The organism is Pseudomonas morbosilactucae (assembly GCF_023241715.1).
Lineage (GTDB): Bacteria > Pseudomonadota > Gammaproteobacteria > Pseudomonadales > Pseudomonadaceae > Aquipseudomonas > Aquipseudomonas morbosilactucae.
The window spans coordinates 32909-52489 of record NZ_JALQCW010000037.1 but is presented as its reverse complement, the minus strand read 5'-3'; the positions used below and the strand labels follow the sequence as shown (position 1 = coordinate 52489).

Genomic DNA, 19581 nt, shown 5'->3' with positions numbered 1-19581 from the left:
TGCTGGCCCTCAACGCCGCCATTGAAGCCGCGCGTGCTGGTGAAGCCGGTCGTGGTTTTGCCGTGGTGGCCGATGAAGTGCGGGCCCTGGCCCAGCGCACGCAGAAGTCCACCGAAGAGATCGAAGGCTTGGTGGCCGGTCTGCAAAACGGCACCCAGCAAGTGGCCAATGTGATGAACAACAGCCGCAACCTGACCGAAAGCAGCGTCGAGCTGACCCGCCGCGCGGGTACTTCCCTGGAGAACATCACCCGCACGGTGTCCGACATCCAGTCGATGAACCAGCAGATCGCCGCCGCCGCCGAGCAGCAAAGCGCCGTGGCCGAAGAGATCAGCCGCAGCATCATCAACGTGCGCGACGTCTCGGAACAGACCGCTGCCGCCAGCGACGAAACCGCTGCGTCCAGCGTTGAACTGGCCCGCCTGGGCAACCAGCTGCAAATGATGGTCAGCCACTTCCGCGTCTGATTCGCGGCGCCCCCTTCGCCGGCAAGCCAGCTCCTACAGACCGTTGTAGGAGCTGGCTTGCCAGCGAAAGGCGCAACGCGGTCGCCCTACCTCACGTGAACAAGGGTGGCGGCTGCGTGCAGGCCTGCAAGGCCAGGAAGAAGCAAACCTGGTGGATCCGAAAATCCGCCAGCACGCAACCGCCATTAATTGACACGGCAACAAGCGTGATCGCAAACGCGCTTGATGTACCACTACAGGTCTAGGTTAGCCCGGTCCCTGCCGGCGACGCTCCCCCCTACCCCGCCGGTTAACTAGCGCCATCCAGCAGCGCATCCACCACCGCCCGCGCCATCTCCACCGAATGAATCATCGACCAGATCAGCCCGCGCTCAATGCCGCTGGCGCTGGTGATTTCGTCGGCCGTCTCTTCCGCGCACTTAAGCAGCAATGAAACGTGCAGCAGCGCCTCTTCGGCATTGACTCCTGCGCAGACGGCGAATAGCGGACGGCCCTCGCCATCCCGACAACCAAAGCGGGTGCTGCCAGTGGCAGTGAAACGTTCGTGCAAAGAGGGCGAAAGCGTGGTGCTTTCCAGCACCTGTAGCAAGGTCTTGTTGGGTTCCTCCAGCGCGGTGATCAACTCACGGCTGGGTTGCAAAACGGGTGGGTCGGGAACGATCTTCTTCACGGCAAAACTCCTGGAGAAGTTGAACCGCCACGCATCGCTACCAAACGATCAAGGTGGCGGCCATACGCAGGTTGGTAGACCGGGACTCCAGGAAACCCAGCGCACACGAGGTGCCCTGCGCACAGCCGCCATAACACGTCGACAGATTAAGACCTATCGAAAGTCAGCGGCGCTTGTGCCTGAAGTGATGCGGGCTACCAAACCCGATCGCTGAAATGCAGCGACGGCCGAAGACTAGCCCTGGACATTCGATAGGCACAAGCCATGCAAACAGCTGAAATGTAACGGAGGGATTCTCTCGGAAATGCCCTACAAATCAAAGCGAAAATCCGTCATTAGAGGCGAACTTTATCGCGCGGCGGTGAGGGGAATAAGCCGTGCGCCCTTCGCTGGCAAGCCAGTTCCTACAGAAAGGCGCCAATGCCCGGGGCCAAGCATTTACACCCATCCCGCTTTGCCCTTACCTTTCCGGATCTGCGTCCTGCTGTCCGAATGATCAGTCACCCGGAATACCTCGATGCCCAGCCTCGGTTTTACCTCGGTCCCGCCTCTGCTCAAATATCTGCTCTATGGGGAACAACTGGGTATTGCCAGCGCGCCGGCGCTGGCGGCGGCGGGGCTTGAGGCCGCGCAGTTGAACGACACCAGCCTGCGGCTGCCGATGGAGGTCCATGAGCGTTTGCTGGACTACTTCTGCCAGCATTCCGGCGACCCGCTGTTCGGGCTGAATTCGGCGCGTTTCGTCAAACCCAGTTCCTGGAATGTGCTGGGCTACATCACCATGAACTGCGCCACACTGGGCGAAGCCATGGGCCGCATCATGCCGTTCGAGAAGCTGGTGGGGGACATGGGCACCAGTCGTGCCGAGGTGGCGGGCGATCAGGTGCAACTGATCTGGAGCTGCCGCCATCAGCGCCCGGACATTCGCCGGCACCTGGTGGAAAACGTGCTCGCGTCCTGGCTGCTGTATGCACGCTGGATCGCCGACTCGGAACTCTCACCCAGCGTGGTGTGGTTCGAGCATTCGCGGCCGGAACAGGCCGAACTGGCACAGTACGAGGCGTTGTTCGGCTGCCCGGTGCGCTTCGAGCAGCCCTGCTCGGCCCTGGTGGCGCCCCTGGAATACCTGCAATTGCCCCTGCGCCAGTCCGACCCACGCCTGCTCAAGACGCTGGAAGACCATGCCCAGGGGATGATGGCCGCGTTGGCCGACGCACCGCTGGCGCTGCAAGTCAAAAGCGCCTTGCGCCAATGGCTCAAGCACGGCGTGCCGCGCAAGGAGCAGGTCGCAGAGCAATTGGCCCTGTCGGTGCGCACCCTGCAACGCCAACTGCAGCAGGCCGGCACCTCGTACCAGCAACTGCTCGATGATGTGCGCCAGGAACTGGCCGAACACGCCCTGCTGCACAGCGAGCAGTCGCTGCAGGAGATCTCCGACAGCCTCGGCTTCAGCGAGCCGCGCTCGTTCCACCGGGCCTTCAAACAACGGACTGGCCTGACCCCGGCGCAATACCGCCAGCAGCGCAGGCGCTGAACTCAGACGCAGATGGCGTTGGTAAACACCAGGCGATTGCCGAACGGATCATGCACAGTCATGTCCTGGCTGCCCCAGGGCATGGCCTGAATTTGCGGATGGGCAAAGGGATAATCCTTGGCCTTCAATTGCTCCTGGAAGTCCTCCAGTTCATCGGTCTCGATCCGCAGGGCCGCGCCCGGGGTGCAATCGCCGTGGTGCTCGGACAGGTGCAACACGCAACCGCCTCGGGACACCTGCATGTACAGGGGGTAATTGGCTTCGAAACGATGTTCCCAATCAAGCTGGAAACCGAGAAAACCCAGGTAGAACTCCCGCGCTTTGGCCTCGTCGAAAATCCGCAGGATGGGGGTGGTTTTGCCAAAGCTCATTGCACGACTCCCTGACTCAAATAAGCCGACTATACAGGCGGCGATTCCCAGCACTTCGGCGCCGTTAAAAGATTCTTTAATAGCACGGCGCCATCACTGTGATGGAGATCAAAGAATCAGCCTGCGGATGTGAAGCCCCGGCGCAAATCCCCCTCCCGCGCCAGGAACCGCCCCGAGCGTTGGCCGTTGGCCTGGCCCTCGGCGTAGCTGCGCACGCCATTGACCCACACCCCGTCGATCCCTTGCGCCGCTTGCTGTGGGTGCTTGAAATCGGCCACGTCACGCACCCGCGCCGGGTCGAACAGCACCAGGTCGGCCCAATGCCCCTGGCGGATTTCGCCGCGCTGGTGCAGGCCGAAACGCGCCGCCGAAAGCCCGGTCATCTTGTGCACCGCCGTGTGCAGCGGGAACAGGCCGAGGTCGCGGCTGAAGTGGCCCAGCACCCGAGGAAAGGCGCCCCACAAGCGCGGGTGGGGAAACGGATCGTCCGGCAGGCCATCGGAGCCGATCATCGACAGCGGGTGGGCGAGGATGCGTCGCACATCGTTTTCATCCATGCCGTAGTACACCGCCCCCGCCGGTTGCAGGCGCTCGGCGGCGACCCGCAGGCTGACGCCCCACTCGGCGGCGATGTCCGCCAGGTCACGACCGCTCTGCTCCGGGTGTGGCGTGGACCAGGTGATGGTGATGCGGTAAGCATCGGTGACCTGCTTGAGGTCCAAAGTCGAGGAACTGGCGGCGTAGGGATAGCAGTCGCAGCCCACCGGGTGGTCCTGGGCCGCCTGTTCCAGGGCCGCCAGCAGTTGCGGGCTGCGCCCCCAGTTGCCGGCGCCGGCACATTTGAGGTGGGAGACGATCACCGGCGCCCGGGCCGAGCGGCCGATCAGAAAGGCTTCGTCCATGGCCTCCAGCACCGGCTCGAACTCACTGCGCAGGTGCGTGGTGTACACCGCCCCGAACGCTGTCAGCTCCTGGGCCAGTTGCAGCACTTCATCGGTCTCGGCACAGAAGGCGCTGGCATAGGCCAGCCCGCTGGACAGGCCGAGGGCACCGTCCTCCAGGCTTTCGCGCAGTTGCTCGCGCATGGCCGCGATCTCGGCGGCGCTGGCGGTGCGATGCAGGTCCGCAAGGTGGTTGCTGCGCAGCGCCGTGTGCCCCACCAGGGCCGCGACGTTCACCGCCGGGCGCGCCCCATCCACCGCCGCGCGATAGTCGCAAAAGCGCGGATAGACAAACATCGAGCGCTCGCCCAGCAGGTTCATCGGGTCCGGCGGGTCGCCCTGGAGGCTCACCGGCGCAGCGCTGATCCCGCAGTTGCCGACGATCACTGTGGTCACGCCCTGGCTGAGCTTGGGCAGCATCTGCGGCTGGCGGATCACCACGGTGTCGTCGTGGGTGTGCACATCGATGAAGCCCGGGGCCAGGACCCGACCGCCCGCATCAATGTCTGCCTCAGCCGTGGCGGCGGACAGATCGCCGATGCGCTGGATGCGACCGTCACCAATCGCCAGGTCGGCGGGGTAACCCGGGCGGTCGCTGCCGTCGATGATCAGGGCGTTGCGGATCAGCGTGTCGTAGTGCATGTCAGTCTCCCAGGGGCAGGCAGTCGTCGCCGCCACGGTAATGGTCCAGGGCCAGCTTGATCCGCCGCAGGCGTTCCTGGCTGTCATCGGGCAGGGCCAGGGCCAGCTCGGTGGCCAGGACATCGATGGCCAGCAGCATGCCGTAGCGGGCCGCGGTGGGTTTGTAGATGAATGAAGTTTCGGCGCTGTGCAGGGGCAGTAGCACGTCGGCCAGTTCGGCCAGGGGGGACTCGGGCAAGGTAATGGCGAGGATGCCGGCACCGTAGTTGCGGGCCAGGGCCACCGCGTCCAGCAACTCGGGGGTGATGCCGGTCAGGGAGCAGGCGATCACCGCATGTTGCGGCCCCAAGGCGGCGGCGGTGACCCGCATCATCACCGGGTCGTGGCAGGCGGCGATGGGGTAGCCCAGGCGCACCAGACGCACCTGCAGCTCATCGCTGCACAGGGTCGAGCAGCCGCCCATGCCGAAGGCGTGGATCATCCGTGCCCGCCCCAGCAAGCGCAGCGCATCGGCAAACTGCGCTTCCTCGAAACCGGCCAAGTGCTGATGCAGCGCAGACTCGATATCGCCCAAGATCTGCCGGTAGAAACCGGACTGTTCGGGCGCCCTGGCGGGGTCGAGAAAACGGCTGCCGACACCGCTGGCCTGGGCCAGTTGCAAACGCAGGTGACGCAGGTCGCGGCAACCGACGCTGCGGGCAAAGCGCGACAAGGTGGCGGCGCTGACGTCGGCGCGCTGGGCCAGTTCGTCGAGGCTGGCGGAGGCGGCAAAGCCCACGTCGTCGAGCAGCAAGCGGGCGATCCGCCCTTCCCCGGCGCTTAAATCATCCAGCCGCAAACGGATCTGGTAAAGAATGTCCATCTACAACAGCTCCGCGAGTCCCAGGGTCAGGCCGAAGGCGATCACTGAAATCAGCGTCTCCAGCACGGTCCAGGTCTTGAAGGTTTGAACGACGGTCATATTGAAGTATTCCTTCACCAGCCAGAAGCCACCGTCGTTGACGTGGGACAGAATCACCGAACCGGCCCCCGTGGCGATCACCAGCAATTCCGGGTGGGGATAACCCAGGCCGACGGCCACCGGCGCCACCACCCCGGAAGCAGTGGTCAGGGCCACGGTGGCGGAACCGGTGGCGATCCGCATCAGCACCGCGAACAGCCAGCCCATCCACAACGGTGACAGCTGGAATTCATGGGCCAGGCCGACGATCTGCTGGGTCACCCCGGAGTCGATCAGGATCCGGTTGAGGCCGCCACCGGCCCCCACCAGCAAGGTGATGCTGGCCGTGGGCGCCAGGCATTCGTTGGTGAACGTGAGGATCGATTCGCGGTTGATGCCCTGGGCCAACCCCAGGGTCCAGAAACTCACCAGGGTGGCCACCAGCAGGGCGATCACCGAGTTGCCGATAAACAGCAAAAACTGATTGAGCCCAGTGCCGGGTTCCGCCAGCAGGTTGGCCCAGCCGCCGATCAGCATCAGCACCACCGGCAACAGGATCGTCGCCATGGTCAGGCGAAAGCTGGGCAGGCGCGCCCGGGGTTCGCGGGCAATGAACTGCCGTTCCAGGGGGTTCTCGGCCGGCAGGTGAATGTGCGGCACGATAAACCGGGCATACACCGGACCGGCAATGATCGCCGTGGGCACGCCGATCAGCAGCGCATACAGCAGGGTCTGCCCCACCGACGCCTGATAGGCCTGCACCGCCAGCATCGCTCCCGGATGGGGCGGCACCAGGGCATGGACCACCGAAAGCCCGGCGACCATGGGCAGGCCCACCATCAGCAGCGACACCCCGACCCGCCGTGCCACGGTGAAGGCAATGGGGATGAGCAACACAAAACCCACTTCGAAAAACAGTGGCAGCCCCACCAGGAAGGCAATGCACACCATGGCCCAGTGAGCGTTGCGCTCGCCGAAGCGATCGATCAGGGTCCGTGCCACCTGTTCGGCGCCGCCGGACTCGGCCATCAACTTGCCAAGCATGGTGCCCAGGGCCACCACCAGGGCTATGTGGCCCAGGGTTTTGCCGACCCCGGCTTCATAGGCACCCACCACACCGGACGGCGGCATGCCGGCCATCAGCGCCAGGCCGACGGACACTAGGGTGATGACGATAAAAGGGTTGAGTCGGTAGCGAGCAATCAACACGATCAACGCAATGATGGCGACTGCGGCATAGCCCAGCAGCCAGTAACCCGATGCCGGAGCCATGGGTTCCTCCTTGACGACAGTGTCACTTTCGAATGGTTGTGAAACCCTTTAATCACTTAAAGAGACTGGCTTCAAACCAAGTGAAACTAATTTTCGTAAAGAGGCAGGCTTTGTCGCGAACAGCTATGCAAAAGCACCAGCGATGAAATTCGGTGGTGGGTATTTTCATCACCGAGCACTGAAAACGGGCGAGCACTGCCACTCGCCCGACGGCACTGGAAGGTAGCGGATCAGCGCCTAACGGCGCGCAAAATCATGGCGAATGCATTGCTCGTAGTAGGTCTGCTTGACCCCGGCGGGCTTGAGCCGCGAGCTGCTGTTGTACGTCTGCTCGGTGATGCCCATGGCCGACATGCGCATCCAGGGCTGGGCGAACTTGCGCGCCTGCAATTGCTTGCGCGCACCGTACAGCGAAACTCCGGAAAGCTTGGAGGCCTGGGCGCCGGCGGCGATCCCCGAGCCCCAACTGCAGACAAATCGCTCGCGCTTGCTCAACTCCCGAGCCTCGACACCGAACGAAGCGGCCATCACACACAACGTCAAGGGCAGTACCCATGTCCTCATTTCGCCAACACCCTGCTGAAAAAGGCGGCAAGTTTGGCAATGAAAAGCGCCTCAGGGGGCCAGCAATATGCCGCACTGCACGGCTTTTTTTGCTGGCCCCCAACGGGCCTCAGTCGTGTTGTTCGCGGGCACGCTTGAGCAGCTTCTTGCAACGCTCCGACAGGTGCAGCACCCGCAGCTGCTTGCCAGCCTTGGTGTAGCGCTCACGCAGGGTCTTCAAGGCGGCAATCGCCGAGTAGTCGACAAAGCTCAGGTGACGGCAGTCAATGGTCACCCACTCGGGGTCGTTGGCCGGGTCGAATTGATTGAGGAAGGGCGTGGTGGACGCGAAGAACAAGGTGCCGTGCACCTGATACAGCTTGCTGCCGTCGGCCTCCAGATGGGCCTCGGCGTACAGCTCGCGAGCCTGCTGCCAGGCGAAGTTGAGGGCGGCAATGATGATCCCGCACAGCACCGCCGTGGCCAGGTCGGTGAACACGGTGATGGTGGTCACGGCGATGATCACCAGCACGTCGTTGAGCGGCACCTTGTTCAGCACCCGCAGCGATGCCCAGGCGAACGTCTGCTGCGACACCACGAACATCACCCCCACCAGCGCGGCCAGGGGGATGCGTTCGATCATCGGCGACAGGAACAGCACGAACAGCAAAATCATCACCCCGGCGACCACCCCGGACAGCCGCCCGCGCCCACCAGAACTGAGGTTGATCACGGTCTGCCCGATCATTGCGCAGCCGCCCATGCCGCCGAACGCCCCGGAGACCATATTGGCCGCGCCCAGGGCCACGCATTCGCGGTCCGGGTAGCCGCGGCTCTCGGTGATTTCGTCGGTGAGGTTCAGGGTCAGCAGGGTTTCCAGCAGGCCGACCAGGGCCATGAGGATCGCGTAGGGGGCGATGATGCCGAGGGTTTCCAGGGTCCAGGGCAGGTCCGGCAAGGCCAGGCTAGGTAGGCCGCCAGCGATGTGGGCCATGTCCCCCAGGGTGCGGGTCGGCAGGCCCAGCAGGTAGACCGCCAGCCCCATCCCGAGGATCGCCACCAGCGCCGGCGGCACGGCGCGGGTCAGGCGTGGCAGCAGGTAGACGATGGCCATGGTCAACAGCACCAGCCCGGTCATCAGGTACAGCGGCGTGCCGCTGAGCCAGTGCTCGCCATCCTTGAAATGCTCCAACTGGGCCAGGGCGATGATGATCGCCAGCCCATTGACGAAGCCCAGCATCACCGGGTGCGGCACCATGCGCACCAATTTGCCCAGGCGCAACAGGCCGAACGCAACCATGATCAAGCCGCCCAACAGCACGGTGGCCAGCAGGTACTGCACCCCGTGTTGCACCACCAGCGCGACGATCACCACCGCCATGGAACCGGCAGCCCCGGAGATCATGCCCGGCCGGCCGCCGAACAGCGCGGTCAGGGTGCAAATGATAAAGGCGCCGTAGAGCCCCACCAGCGGATTGAGATGGGCCACCAGGGCAAAGGCGATGCATTCGGGCAGCAGGGCGAAGGACGTGGTGAGTCCGGCCAGGACATCGGCGCGCAGACGTTTTGCTTTCATGAGTGACCTGATAGTTGGACCGACTCGGCGATCCGGGGAATGGCGGGAAACAGGCGGGGAATGTTACGGAATTGAGCCGCCGCCGACCAGCCGGCCGTCGGCACGTGCTGGATCGGAGCGAGCATCTATTGCGCGCAGGAGCTGGCTTGCCAGCGATACACCCTTAAGGCCGGTGCAAACTCCAAGAGCCTATCGCCGGCAAGCCGATTCCTACAGCGGGTTATTGAACAACTTTACCGACACCGCGCCCCCGTGGGTCGGAAGCGGTCTCCAACTGAGTACCATTGACCCGGATCGCCTGGACATCGCCCATCTCCCAGCCCTGATCCTCCAAGGTATAACCCATGGCTTTCAGCTCATCGGCGACCTTGCCGGTGAGCGGCGCATAGGCGTCATAGTAAATCGTGTCCTTGGGCAGCAACTGGTGATGCACGCGCTGCGCCGCCACGGCCTTTTCCAGCGGCAGCTGGTAGTCGTAGAGGTTGTTCAGCACCTGGAAGATCGAGGTGAAGATCCGCGAACCACCGGGGGTGCCCAGCACCAGGGTGACCTTGCCGTCGCGGGTCACCAGGCTCGGGCTCATGGACGACAACATGCGCTTGCCAGGGGCGATGGCGTTGGCATCACCGCCGACCACGCCAAAGGCATTGGCCACGCCGGGCTTGGCGCTGAAGTCGTCCATTTCATCGTTGAGCAGGAAGCCCGCCCCCTTGACCACCACACCGCTGCCGTAGTCCCAGTTCAGGGTGAAGGTGTTGCTCACCGCGTTGCCCTGGGCGTCAACGATGGAGAAGTGGGTGGTCTGGTGCGGCTCAAGCCCGGGGCGCACTTTTTCCGTGGCGGAGATGGCGTTGGGGTTGACCTCGGCGGCGCGCTTTTTCAGGTACGCCGGGTCGGTCAACGGCTTCACCGGCACCTCGGAAAAGTCCGGGTCGCCCAAGTAGTCGGCACGGTCGGCGAACACGCGTTTTTCGATTTCCGCCAGCAGGTGGATGTACTTGGCCGAGTTCAGTTCGACGCCCTTGAAGTCCGCGGCGCGTTCTTCCTTGATGCTGATCAGCTGGGCCAGGGCGACCCCACCGGAGCTGGGCGGCGGCGCGGTGTACAAGGTGTTGCCACGGAAGGTCACCTGCAACGGCTGGCGCCACTGGACCTTGTAGTCCTGCAGGTCCTGCTTGGTGATCAAGCCCTTGTCGGCCTGCATCTGCGCCACCAGCAAATCGGCGGTCTTGCCGCTGTAGAACTCCTTGGCACCCTGGTCGGCGATGCGTTCCAGGGTCGCGGCCAGCTCTGGCTGACGGAAGGTTTCACCCGGTTTCATGCTGCCGAAATAGTCGCTGAAGTTGGTGGTACCGTTGAACAGCTTCAACGCATCTTCCCGGTACTGGTACTGCTTGTCCGCCACCTTGAAGCCGTTTTTCGCGTAGCCCACGGCCGGGGTGATCAACTCGCTCCAGGGCAGCTTGCCGAACTTCTTGTGGGCTTCCCACAACCCCATCACAGTGCCCGGCACACCAGCGGCGCGGGCGCCCACCAGGCTCAGGTTCTCGATCACCTCGCCCTTGTCGTTCAGGTACATGTCCCGGGTCGCGGCCTTGGGCGCGGTTTCCCGGTAGTCGAGAAAATAAGGTTTGCCGTCGATGAACATCGTCATGAAGCCACCGCCGCCGATATTGCCGGCCTCGGGGTACGTCACCGCCAGGGCAAAGGCCGTGGCCACTGCGGCGTCCACCGCGTTACCGCCTTTCTTCAGGATCTGCGCCGCCACGTCGGCGCCGTACTGGTTAGGCGCGGCCACCGCACCGCCTTCCAGGGTGACGGCAAAGGCTGAACCGCTGGCGGCAATGGCCACGGTCAAGGCCAGGGACTTGAACAACAGAATGCGCATAAGGAGCTTCCTTTTCTTGTTTTTGAACAGCTAGAACCTTAGGCCTTGCATGGCGATTTGAACAATCGCCTATCGCCCAAGCGACTTGTGTGGTGCTGGCTGGCGTAGGCGCCGGCTCGCCAGCGATGCGCCTTCAAGGACCGCGCATTAGTCGAAGGCCTATCGCCGGCAAGCCGGTTCCTACAAGGGGGGTGGCGTATCAAGGGGGTGGAATTCGGGGTGGGAGTAGTCCGCCAGTTTGCCTTGGAGGAAGTCGAGGAAGCACTGGATGCGCAGGGCCAGTTGCGAGTTGCGGTAATACACGGCGTTGATCGGTTGGCGATAGCCGCTGTTGAACGAGACCAGCACCGGCTGCAAACGCCCGGCACGGATATCGTCGACGGTCATGAAGTGCGACAGGCAGGCAATGCCCTGCCCCTCCAGTGCCAGATGGCGCAAGGTCTCGCCGCTGGAGGCGCTGATCCCCGGCTGGATCTGCCAGCGATCACCGTGCGCGTGGCGCAATGGCCAGTGGTTGAGCGTCTCGGTCTGGGTGAAGCCCAGCAAGGTGTGAGCCGACAACTCCGTCACGCTGTGCGGCGTGCCGTGGCGTTCCAGGTAGGCCGGGCTGGCGAGGATGTGCAACGGGCTGCAGCCCAGGGAGCGGGCATGCAGGGTCGAGTCCGCCAGCACACCGATGCGAATCGCAATGTCGGTGCTCTGCTCCAGCAGGTCGATGATCAAATCGTTGCTGTTGAGCTCCAGCTGGATGTCCGGGTAGAGACCGCGGAACTCGTCGATGTAGGGCACGATGGCGTGCAGCATGAAGGGCGAAGCGGCGTTGATCCGCAAGCGCCCGGACGGGGTCTGCTGACGCGAGGACAGGCGCTCCTCCAGCTCCTCCATCTGATCGAGAATCAGCTTGGCCTGCTCGAAGAAGTACTTGCCCTCTTCGGTCAGGTCCATGCGTCGAGTGGTGCGGTTGATCAGCGTGGTGTCGAGCTTGGCTTCCAGTCGCGACAGGGTACGGCTGACCGCCGACGGCGTCTGCCCCACCTGCTCGGCCGCAGCGGAAATCGAACCGCATTCAATGACACAGACGAAGATCTGCAATTCGTCGGATCGGGCTTTCACAGCAGTCCTCTATCGAGAGTGGGGGCACAAGCTCCCGATAGTAGCCGGATTCAGCCCGCCAGGTTGAACAACGCCTTGAGGTGCTGCTCGTAGCGGGCCACGTCGCCTTCGATGTCCGGACGCTTCATCACATCGACGCAGAGGAAGGTCGGCAAAGCGCTCATTCCAAGGAATTCGTTGGCTTTGTGGAACGGGAAGTACACCGCATCCACGCCCTTGGCTTCGAAGAAATCGCTGGGGTCGTCGAAGGCTTGCTGGGGTGCGTTCCAGGTCAGCGAAAGCATGTACTGCTTGCCCTGGATCAGGCCGCCGCTGCCGTACTTCTGCGAGGCGTCGGAACGAGTCCGGCCATCGCTGGCGTAGAGGCTGCCATGGCCTTCGGTGAAGACTTCGTCGATGTACTTCTTGACGATCCACGGGGCGCCCATCCACCAGCCGGGCATCTGGTAAATGATCACGTCGGCCCAGAGGAACTTGGCCACTTCTTCCTGGACGTCGTAGCCCGCGTCGATGTGGGTGACCTTGACGTCGATGCCGCCGCGATCCAGGACCGCCAGGGCGGTGTCGTGCAGGGTCAGGTTGTAGCGGCCATCGGAGTGGGCGAACTTTTTGCCGCCATTGAGCAACAGTACTTTTTTCATGATTGAGCCTCATCGCACGCCGCCCTGTCGCGCTGCCATGCGGCGCCGGGTGGCAAAGATTGAAAATGATGGGCGCAGGTTAACGATGGCCGGGCCTGAGAATAAGCCCGACTTGCTCAAAATACATTTGACTAAAACGCATGAATAGCCAGTTGATTGTTGCCATAAAATTTGGAACCCATCCCTGATCACGAGCCCCTCGTCATGCCTGAGCACCACGCGTTCATCCTTCACGCCAAGACCCGCCCGGAGAAAGCCGACGCCTTCGACACCCTGTTTCGCGCCTACGTGGCACCCAGCCGCGAAGAACCCGGTTGCATCGAATACCACATGCTGCGCGACCAGCAGGACCCGACCCTGTTCATCTTCTATGAGGTCTGGGCCTCCCAGGCGGCCCTGGACCAGCACTCCGCCCTGCCCCACATGCAGCGTTTCTTCGAGCAGCGCATGGAGTACCTGGAACGGGATTTCGAGATCCGCCGCATCGACATGCTCAGTCCCGCGTCGGCTAGCCGCTGATCAGCAAATACCCGCCCAGCAGGCCCAGGCCGATAAAGAACACCCGCTTGAACAGCACGGCGCTGATGCGTTGCCGCAGGCCTTGGCCCAGCCACATGCCGAGCATGGCCGGCGCCAGGGCCAGCAACGAAGCACTCAATTCGCCGCTGCCCAGGGCACCGTGCCATGAAAGGCCGGCGGCCAGGGCCAGTGTGGAAACCGTGAACGACAGCCCCAGGGCCTGCACCAGCTCATCCTTGCTCAAGCCCAGGGCCTGCAAATAAGGCACCGCCGGGATCACAAACACCCCGGTGGCGGAGGTAATGACGCCCGTGATCAACCCGCACAGCGGCGCCAGCCAGTGCTCATGACGGGGAGCGAGGCGCAAGGTCGGCAACAGCAGGCCACTCAGCGCATAGAGCAACAAGGCCGCGCCCAGGCCCCGCACCACCCAATGCCCGGCGTCGATCCCCAGCCACAGGGAACCGCCAGCGGTGCCCACGAAGATCGCCAGCAGCATCGGCCACAGGCGCTTGAGCAAGGCCGGCAAGTGCCCGCCAAAGGCCAATTGCCAAAGGTTGGTCAGGGTGGCCGGCACAATCAGCAAGGCCGCAGCCTGCGCCGGGGCCATAGCCAAGCCCAACAGCCCCATGGCGATGGTGGGCAGGCCAAGGCCGATCACGCCCTTGACCATGCCGGCCAGGACAAAGGTGCCGATCACCAGCAGGGAAAGGCTCAATCCGAGGTTCTGATAAAACGCGAGGGAGGTCGTCATGGGCCTATCCTGCGCCCGGATCGGCTCGCGGAAAATCTGCCATATACTGAGCCAGCCTCTTGCTAAGCAATAGGCACATACGAAAATTTATTGCCCGTACCTCCGTAGGAGCTGGCTTGCCAGCGAAGGCGTTTCCACGGCCTGTGCAAAACTCCCGGGCCCCTTCGCCGGCAAGCCGGCTCCTACACCGACCCGGTTCCCCGAGGGAGACTCCATGCACTTCGACCTGATCGACTTGCGGCTGTACCTGAACATTCTGGAGGCGGGGAACATCACCGCCGGCGCCGCTCGCAGCCACTTGTCCCTGGCCGCCGCCAGTGCGCGAATCCGCGCCATGGAAGCCTCGCTGGGCATCGAGTTGCTCGAACGCGGGCGCCGCGGCATCAACCCGACACCCGCCGGCAAGGCCCTGGCCCAACACGCCCGGACGCTGTTGCTGTACGCCGAACACCTGCAACAGGACCTCGCCGAATACGCCAAGGGAATCAAGGGCCAGGTGCGCTTGCTGTGCAACACCACCGCCCTCAGCGAGTACCTGCCGGAGCTGCTGGCGGACTTCCTGCACAAGCAGCCCCAGGTGGATATCGACCTGCAGGAATTGCCCAGCCAGCGCATCACCCACGCCCTGCGCCAGGGTGCGGCAGACCTGGGTATCGTCTCCGACGCGGTGGACATTCAGAGACTGATGAGCCGGCCTTTCCGTGATGATCCGCTGGTCCTGGTGATGCCCCAGGATCACCCGCTGAGCCTGCAGCCCAACCTCAGCTTCAACGACACCCTGGCCCACGACTACGTTGGCCTGGCCAGCCATAGTGCCCTGGCGGTGTATCTGGAGGAACAGGCCCTGCACCTGGGACGACGCATGCAATTGCGCATCCGCGCCGAAGGCTTCGACGCCCTGCTGCGCATGGTGGCCCGTGGTGCCGGGCTGGCGCTGGTGCCCCTAGCGGCCCTGGAGCGCAACCGTCACCTGCCGTTGCAGTCCCACCCTCTGAGCGAAGCCTGGGCCCGGCGCCGGTTGCTGTTGTGCGCCCGGGACTTCGCAACGCTGCCGCTGTATGCCCAAGGTTTGTGCGCGGCACTGCTGCCGCCTTGACTCTCCCCTTAGGGGCAGACTTTAGCCTTGGGGTTTATCCCTCAAGGACCACGGCAATGAGCAAACGCATCCTGGTGATTCTCGGCCACCCCTCGCGCAACAGCCTGTGCGCGGCATTGAGCGAGCGCTATGTGAAGGCGGCGCAGGAAGCCGGGCATGACGTGCGCCAGCTCAGGCTCGGCGACCTGCGCTTCGATCCGGTGCTGCGCGAAGGCTACCGGCAGATCCAGCCTCTGGAGGAAGACCTGCAACGGGCCCAGGCCGACATCCTCTGGGCCGAGCACCTGACCTGGGTCTTCCCCATCTGGTGGGGCGGGATTCCAGCCCTGATGAAGGGCTTTCTCGACCGTGTGCTGCTGCCGGGCTTCGCCTTCAAGTACCGCCCCGGCAAGGCCTTTCCCGAGCAACTGCTCAAGGGCCGCACCGCCCACCTGATGGTGACCATGGACACCCCGCCCTGGTATTTCCGCTGGATCTATCGCATGCCCGGCTTGCAGCAGATGCGCCGCACCACCCTGGCCTTCTGCGGCATCAAGCCGTTGCGCACCCTGACCTTTGGCCCGGTGCTGGACGCCAGCGAAGAACGCAAGGCGGATTGGCTGATGCAGGCGCAGTACCTTGCCAGGCAGTGAATCCACCGGATAATGCGCAACGCTGTCCACCGCCCGAAACCGGTACTGAACAAGGAGTTTTCATGTACATCGGCCAAGCCGCGCAACTGTCCGGGACCACCGCCAAGAGCATCCGCCACTACGAAGCCATCGGCCTGTTGCCCGAAGCTCCGCGTCAGGGTCGCTACCGCCTCTATGACGCCCAGAGCGTCGAGCAACTGATGTTCATCAAGTGCGCGCAGCAGCTGGGTTTCAAGCTCAAGGAATTGCAGCAGGTGTTCGCCACGCACCAGGGCCAGGCCTTTCCCTGGGACCGCGCGCAGGCCGCCCTGACGCAAAAGAGGCGCGAGCTGCAACAACAGATCGATGACTTGCAGCAGTTGCAGAGCCGGCTCGAAGTCTTCGAGACCAGCCTGCAACAGGCTCGCGAAGAGTGCCCCCTGGGCAGCCTCTAGCGGGTCGTTGAGAAAGGAGCAGAAAGGTGCATTCCGATAGAAAATTCAATTAATTAGTGACGCCAATCAGGCTCAGCGGCTCGCACGAACAAGTACGCTGGCACCGTCCAGACCTCCGGACTCGCTCCACCAGCTCCGCCCTTAGACTTTCGGAGGCAACTTGGGGCACCAAACCAAACTGCGATGTGCTCCTCGGGGACATTTGGGTCCCCCTCAATGCCGACCACGACCGCAAGAAGGCCGTCTAGCTCGACTAAGTCTCCACGTTGCCAATTTGTCATGCGCAGCACCTTTGAAGGCTTTCGATTTTCAAGTCGGCTCGTTCGCCGCAAGCGCGACATTCACCACAACTCAAGTCGGGGTTGGCTGCCACCACCCAGCGATTGCGCTCAGGCGGATCGCATTGTAAGCCGCTAAGGCCCAGGAGACCCAGCCTCGCAAGGTGGCGAGCCCTGACCACCCTCCTTAGTCGTTCACTACGCACGCAATACACAGCCTGCACAAGCAATGCCCGGAGAATCCGCTCAGACGGAATCGACGGCCGCCCAGCGTCCGCATGGCGGGTGTCCAGCAGATCGCTCAGCTCGCGGAGAATCGTATCGACCAGGAAAGCCTACGAATGGGGTGATCGGCCGGTACACCGGCCTCCACCTATACGTACGAGAACAGGCCAAGCTGCTGGACATCCGGAGGCGTGGCCTCAGACCTCGGACAGTCCGGCGACCGTCCTGGGCTTACGGAAGCACAGGTAGTAGACCAGGGTCAGTAACAGCAAAAACGGCACGCCAAACACCAGGGTCATCTTGAACGCGTCAGTGAAGTAGGTGGTGATCATCACGCCCCCATCAACACCAGCCCAAGCAGGGTGCTGTAGGGAAACAGGCGCATACGGAACGATAACGGCTGCTCGCCGTGACGCTGGTGATAACGGCGGAAGCAGTAGTGGGTGAGGAAGATCATGAACCAGGTGAAGATCGCGCCAAACATCGAGATGGCCATCATCAGGGTGAAGGAGCTTTCCGGGTACAGCACGTTGACCAGGGTCGCCAGGGCAATGCCGGAACTGGACAGCAACAACGCGTTGAGGGGGATGCCGGTCTTGCTCAGGGCGCCCATGGACTTGGGCGCGTAGCCGGCGCGGGACAGGCTGAACATCATGCGCGTGGTGATGTACAGCTGGCTGTTCATCGCTGACAGGGCGGCGATCAGGATCACGAAGTTCATCACCCCGGTGGCCCCGGGAATGCCGATGGTCTGCATCACCGTAACGAAGGGGCTCTGGGCCTTGCCGGCCTGGACCCAAGGCACGATGGCCAGCATCAGGGCCAGGGTCAGCAGGTAAAACACCACCAAGCGCACGATGGTCGCGCGGAAGGCTTTTTTCACCGCCTGCTGCGGGTCCTCGGCTTCACCAGCGGCCACGGCAATCATTTCCACGCTCAGGTAGCTGAAGATCGAGACGATCACCGCGATCCACATGCCTTGGAAACCGTTGGGGAAAAACCCGCCGTGGGCCGTGTAGTTGTGCACCCCGTAGTCGGGGTTGCCGGAGCCGAACACCACGTACACCGCGAGGATGATAAAGCCGACGATGGCGGCGATCTTGATGGTCGAGAACCAGTATTCAAAGTTGCCGAAGGTTTTCACGCTGATGGCGTTGAGGGCGATCAGCACGCTGGAAAAGGAGACGATCCACACCCATTCCGGAACGTTGGCGAACCAGTACTTCATGTACATGGCGATGGCCGTGACCTCGGCGCCCACCGCCAGCACGATGGCCGCCCAGTAGGCATAACGCACCAGGAAGCCGGCGAGCGGACTGACGTAGAACTCGGCGTAGGCCCCGAAGGAGCCGGAGGTGGAATGGGCCACGGTCATTTCCGCCAGGCAGCCCATCAACAGCAAGGTGATCAGGGCGCCGATGGCGTAGCTCAGCAGCACGCTGGGACCGGCATACCCGATGGCGTAGGCGCTGCCCATGAACAGCCCGGTGCCGATGGCGCCACCGATGGCGATCATGCTCATCTGGCCGGCGGTGAGCTGGCGCCGCAGGCCCTGCTCACGATTGGAAATCGCTTCAAAACCCTTGTTGGTCGTGGTCACGTTGGGTGCCCCTTTATTGTTATGGTTGCACGGCGCTGGGTGTCTCGCTCCCGCGCCTGCCGCGGGAGCGAGGTGCCGAAGTCAAGTCACGCTGTGGCGCACCTGGAACTCCGGTTGGGCCCAGGTTTTTTGATCAAGAATCTGCCCCAGCTTCTCCACCGCATCCCAGACTTCGCTGAAGCGGGTGTACAGCGGGGTGAAACCGAAACGCATGATCCGCGGCTCGCGATAATCGCCAATCACCCCCTGGGCAATCAACGCCTGCACCACCGCGTAACCTTGCGGGTGCTCGAAGCTCACGTGGCTGCCGCGCTTGGCGTGTTCACGCGGGGTGATCAGTTGCAGGTCATGGCCTGCACAACGCTGCTCCACCAGGTCGATAAACAGGTCGGTCAGGGCCAGGGACTTGCGCCGCAGGCTGGCCATGTCGGTCATGGCGAAGATATCCAGGCCGCACTCGACCAGGGCCAGGGAGGTGATCGGCTGGGTGCCGCACAGGTAGCGAGCGATGCCCGGGCTCGGCTCGTAGCTGGACTCCATGTCGAACTGCCGGCATGCCCGAACCAGCCCGAGAGCGGCTGGGTCACCAGATTGCAGAGCGCCGGCGAGACCCAGGCAAAGGCCTGGGAACCCGGGCCGCCGTTGAGGTACTTGTAGGTGCAACCGATGGCGTAGTCGGCGCCCGCCTGGTGCAGGTCGATCGGCACCGCGCCGGCGGAGTGGGCCAGGTCCCACAGGGTCAGGGCCCCGCATTCGTGGGCCAGGGTGGTCAGGGCCTGCATGTCATGCATGTAGCCGGTCTTGTAGTTGACGTGGGTCAGCATCACCACGGCGGTGTCCTCGCCGATGGCGGCCGGCAACGCTTCGGGGCTGTCGACCAACCGCAGGGAGTAGCCCTGCTGGAGCATCTGGGTCAGGCCCTCGGCGATGTACAGGTCAGTGGGGAAGTTGCTGCTTTCACTGACGATCACCCGCCGCGTCGGCGCCCGCTCGGCCTGCACACGCAAGGCCGCGCTGAGGACCTTGAACAGGTTGATCGAGGTGGTATCGGTGATCACCACCTCGTCTTCACCGGCACCGATCAGGCTCGCCAACTGGTTGCCCAGGCGCTGCGGCAGGTCGCGCCAGCCGGCGGTGTTCCAGCTGCGGATCAGGCCATTGCCCCACTCTTGCTCAAGCACCTGGCGTGCCCGCTCAAGGGCCGCCACCGGGCGTGCGCCCAGGGAGTTGCCGTCGAGGTAGATAACCCCGTCCGGCAGGGCGAACTGTTCACGCAAGGGGGCCAGGGGGTCCTGCTCGTCGAGGGCCAGGCAATGGTTTCTGCTGATCATGGGGCGTCCTGTTCTTGTAAATGAGCGGTCAGGCGGGCCGAGGGGGAAGCGGTCCGCGGAGCCTGAAAATAATGGACGAAGCCCGGGAGAATTTTCGTGCAAAGTGCAGCGTCA

At 63.4% G+C, this 19581-nt stretch carries 18 protein-coding genes and 2 pseudogenes; 6 read left to right on the top strand and 14 right to left on the bottom strand.

The window, feature by feature from the left end:
- A partial coding sequence (locus tag M1B34_RS16380; RefSeq protein WP_268265653.1) for a methyl-accepting chemotaxis protein occupies positions 1 to 467 on the top strand: 467 nt, incomplete at its 5' end.
- Positions 468 to 756: 289 nt separating this feature from the next.
- Here M1B34_RS16380 and M1B34_RS16375 read toward each other — a convergent pair.
- Positions 757 to 1137, bottom strand: a complete 381-nt coding sequence (locus tag M1B34_RS16375; protein ID WP_268265652.1) for a DUF3077 domain-containing protein — start codon at positions 1135 to 1137, stop codon at positions 757 to 759.
- Positions 1138 to 1654: 517 nt separating this feature from the next.
- Here M1B34_RS16375 and gliR point away from each other — a divergent pair.
- The gene (gene gliR / locus M1B34_RS16370; RefSeq protein WP_123337404.1) at positions 1655 to 2671 is read left to right on the top strand and encodes an AraC family transcriptional regulator GliR; all 1017 of its coding nucleotides are present in this window, start codon (positions 1655 to 1657) and stop codon (positions 2669 to 2671) included.
- 2 nt (positions 2672 to 2673) lie between these two features.
- Here gliR and M1B34_RS16365 read toward each other — a convergent pair whose 3' ends face one another.
- From M1B34_RS16365 to mdaB, 9 genes are all read right to left on the bottom strand, one after another.
- On the bottom strand, positions 2674 to 3042 hold the full coding sequence (locus tag M1B34_RS16365; protein ID WP_268265651.1) for a glyoxalase superfamily protein: 369 nt from the start codon (positions 3040 to 3042) through the stop codon (positions 2674 to 2676).
- Between the two features lie 116 nt (positions 3043 to 3158).
- A complete protein-coding gene (locus tag M1B34_RS16360) occupies positions 3159 to 4625 on the bottom strand; it encodes an N-acyl-D-amino-acid deacylase family protein (RefSeq protein ID WP_268265650.1) in 1467 nt (488 codons plus the stop codon).
- Position 4626: 1 nt separating this feature from the next.
- The gene (locus M1B34_RS16355) at positions 4627 to 5487 is read right to left on the bottom strand and encodes a MurR/RpiR family transcriptional regulator (RefSeq protein ID WP_268265649.1); all 861 of its coding nucleotides are present in this window, start codon (positions 5485 to 5487) and stop codon (positions 4627 to 4629) included.
- Complete coding sequence (locus M1B34_RS16350) at positions 5488 to 6837, bottom strand: GntT/GntP/DsdX family permease (RefSeq protein WP_268265648.1); 1350 nt, start codon at positions 6835 to 6837, stop codon at positions 5488 to 5490.
- 237 nt (positions 6838 to 7074) lie between these two features.
- Positions 7075 to 7401, bottom strand: a complete 327-nt coding sequence (locus M1B34_RS16345) for a hypothetical protein (RefSeq protein WP_268263182.1) — start codon at positions 7399 to 7401, stop codon at positions 7075 to 7077.
- A gap of 109 nt (positions 7402 to 7510) precedes the next feature.
- Positions 7511 to 8956, bottom strand: coding sequence for a SulP family inorganic anion transporter (locus M1B34_RS16340; protein ID WP_268265647.1), 1446 nt, complete (start codon positions 8954 to 8956; stop codon positions 7511 to 7513).
- A 220-nt stretch (positions 8957 to 9176) separates the two neighbouring features.
- The gene (gene ggt / locus M1B34_RS16335; protein WP_268265646.1) at positions 9177 to 10844 is read right to left on the bottom strand and encodes a gamma-glutamyltransferase; all 1668 of its coding nucleotides are present in this window, start codon (positions 10842 to 10844) and stop codon (positions 9177 to 9179) included.
- A 180-nt stretch (positions 10845 to 11024) separates the two neighbouring features.
- Positions 11025 to 11957: a LysR family transcriptional regulator gene (locus M1B34_RS16330; protein ID WP_268265645.1), complete on the bottom strand. Its 933-nt coding sequence runs from the start codon at positions 11955 to 11957 to the stop codon at positions 11025 to 11027.
- 50 nt (positions 11958 to 12007) lie between these two features.
- A complete protein-coding gene (mdaB, locus tag M1B34_RS16325; RefSeq protein WP_123337421.1) occupies positions 12008 to 12598 on the bottom strand; it encodes an NADPH:quinone oxidoreductase MdaB in 591 nt (196 codons plus the stop codon).
- Positions 12599 to 12802: 204 nt separating this feature from the next.
- Here mdaB and M1B34_RS16320 point away from each other — a divergent pair, with 204 nt between their 5' ends.
- On the top strand, positions 12803 to 13117 hold the full coding sequence (locus M1B34_RS16320; RefSeq protein ID WP_268265644.1) for a putative quinol monooxygenase: 315 nt from the start codon (positions 12803 to 12805) through the stop codon (positions 13115 to 13117).
- Here the strand turns inward: M1B34_RS16320 and M1B34_RS16315 are convergent.
- Positions 13107 to 13871, bottom strand: coding sequence for a sulfite exporter TauE/SafE family protein (locus tag M1B34_RS16315; protein ID WP_268265643.1), 765 nt, complete (start codon positions 13869 to 13871; stop codon positions 13107 to 13109). The genes M1B34_RS16320 and M1B34_RS16315 overlap by 11 nt on opposite strands.
- Positions 13872 to 14085: 214 nt before the next feature.
- Between M1B34_RS16315 and M1B34_RS16310 the strand changes: the two genes are divergently transcribed.
- The 3 genes from M1B34_RS16310 to M1B34_RS16300 all read left to right on the top strand — a co-directional run bounded on the left by M1B34_RS16310 (position 14086) and on the right by M1B34_RS16300 (position 16033).
- Complete coding sequence (locus M1B34_RS16310; RefSeq protein ID WP_268265642.1) at positions 14086 to 14967, top strand: LysR family transcriptional regulator; 882 nt, start codon at positions 14086 to 14088, stop codon at positions 14965 to 14967.
- A gap of 56 nt (positions 14968 to 15023) precedes the next feature.
- The gene (locus M1B34_RS16305; protein ID WP_268265641.1) at positions 15024 to 15599 is read left to right on the top strand and encodes an NAD(P)H-dependent oxidoreductase; all 576 of its coding nucleotides are present in this window, start codon (positions 15024 to 15026) and stop codon (positions 15597 to 15599) included.
- Positions 15600 to 15661: 62 nt separating this feature from the next.
- Positions 15662 to 16033, top strand: a complete 372-nt coding sequence (locus M1B34_RS16300; protein ID WP_268265640.1) for a MerR family DNA-binding protein — start codon at positions 15662 to 15664, stop codon at positions 16031 to 16033.
- Between the two features lie 277 nt (positions 16034 to 16310).
- Here M1B34_RS16300 and M1B34_RS34320 read toward each other — a convergent pair whose 3' ends face one another.
- From M1B34_RS34320 to kynU, 3 genes and pseudogenes are all read right to left on the bottom strand, one after another.
- A complete protein-coding gene (locus M1B34_RS34320; RefSeq protein WP_482827988.1) occupies positions 16311 to 16616 on the bottom strand; it encodes a transposase in 306 nt (101 codons plus the stop codon).
- A 68-nt stretch (positions 16617 to 16684) separates the two neighbouring features.
- Positions 16685 to 18136: pseudogene (locus tag M1B34_RS16295) on the bottom strand (amino acid permease).
- A gap of 81 nt (positions 18137 to 18217) precedes the next feature.
- A pseudogene (gene kynU, locus M1B34_RS16290) lies at positions 18218 to 19467 on the bottom strand (kynureninase).
- Positions 19468 to 19581: the final 114 nt, after the last annotated feature.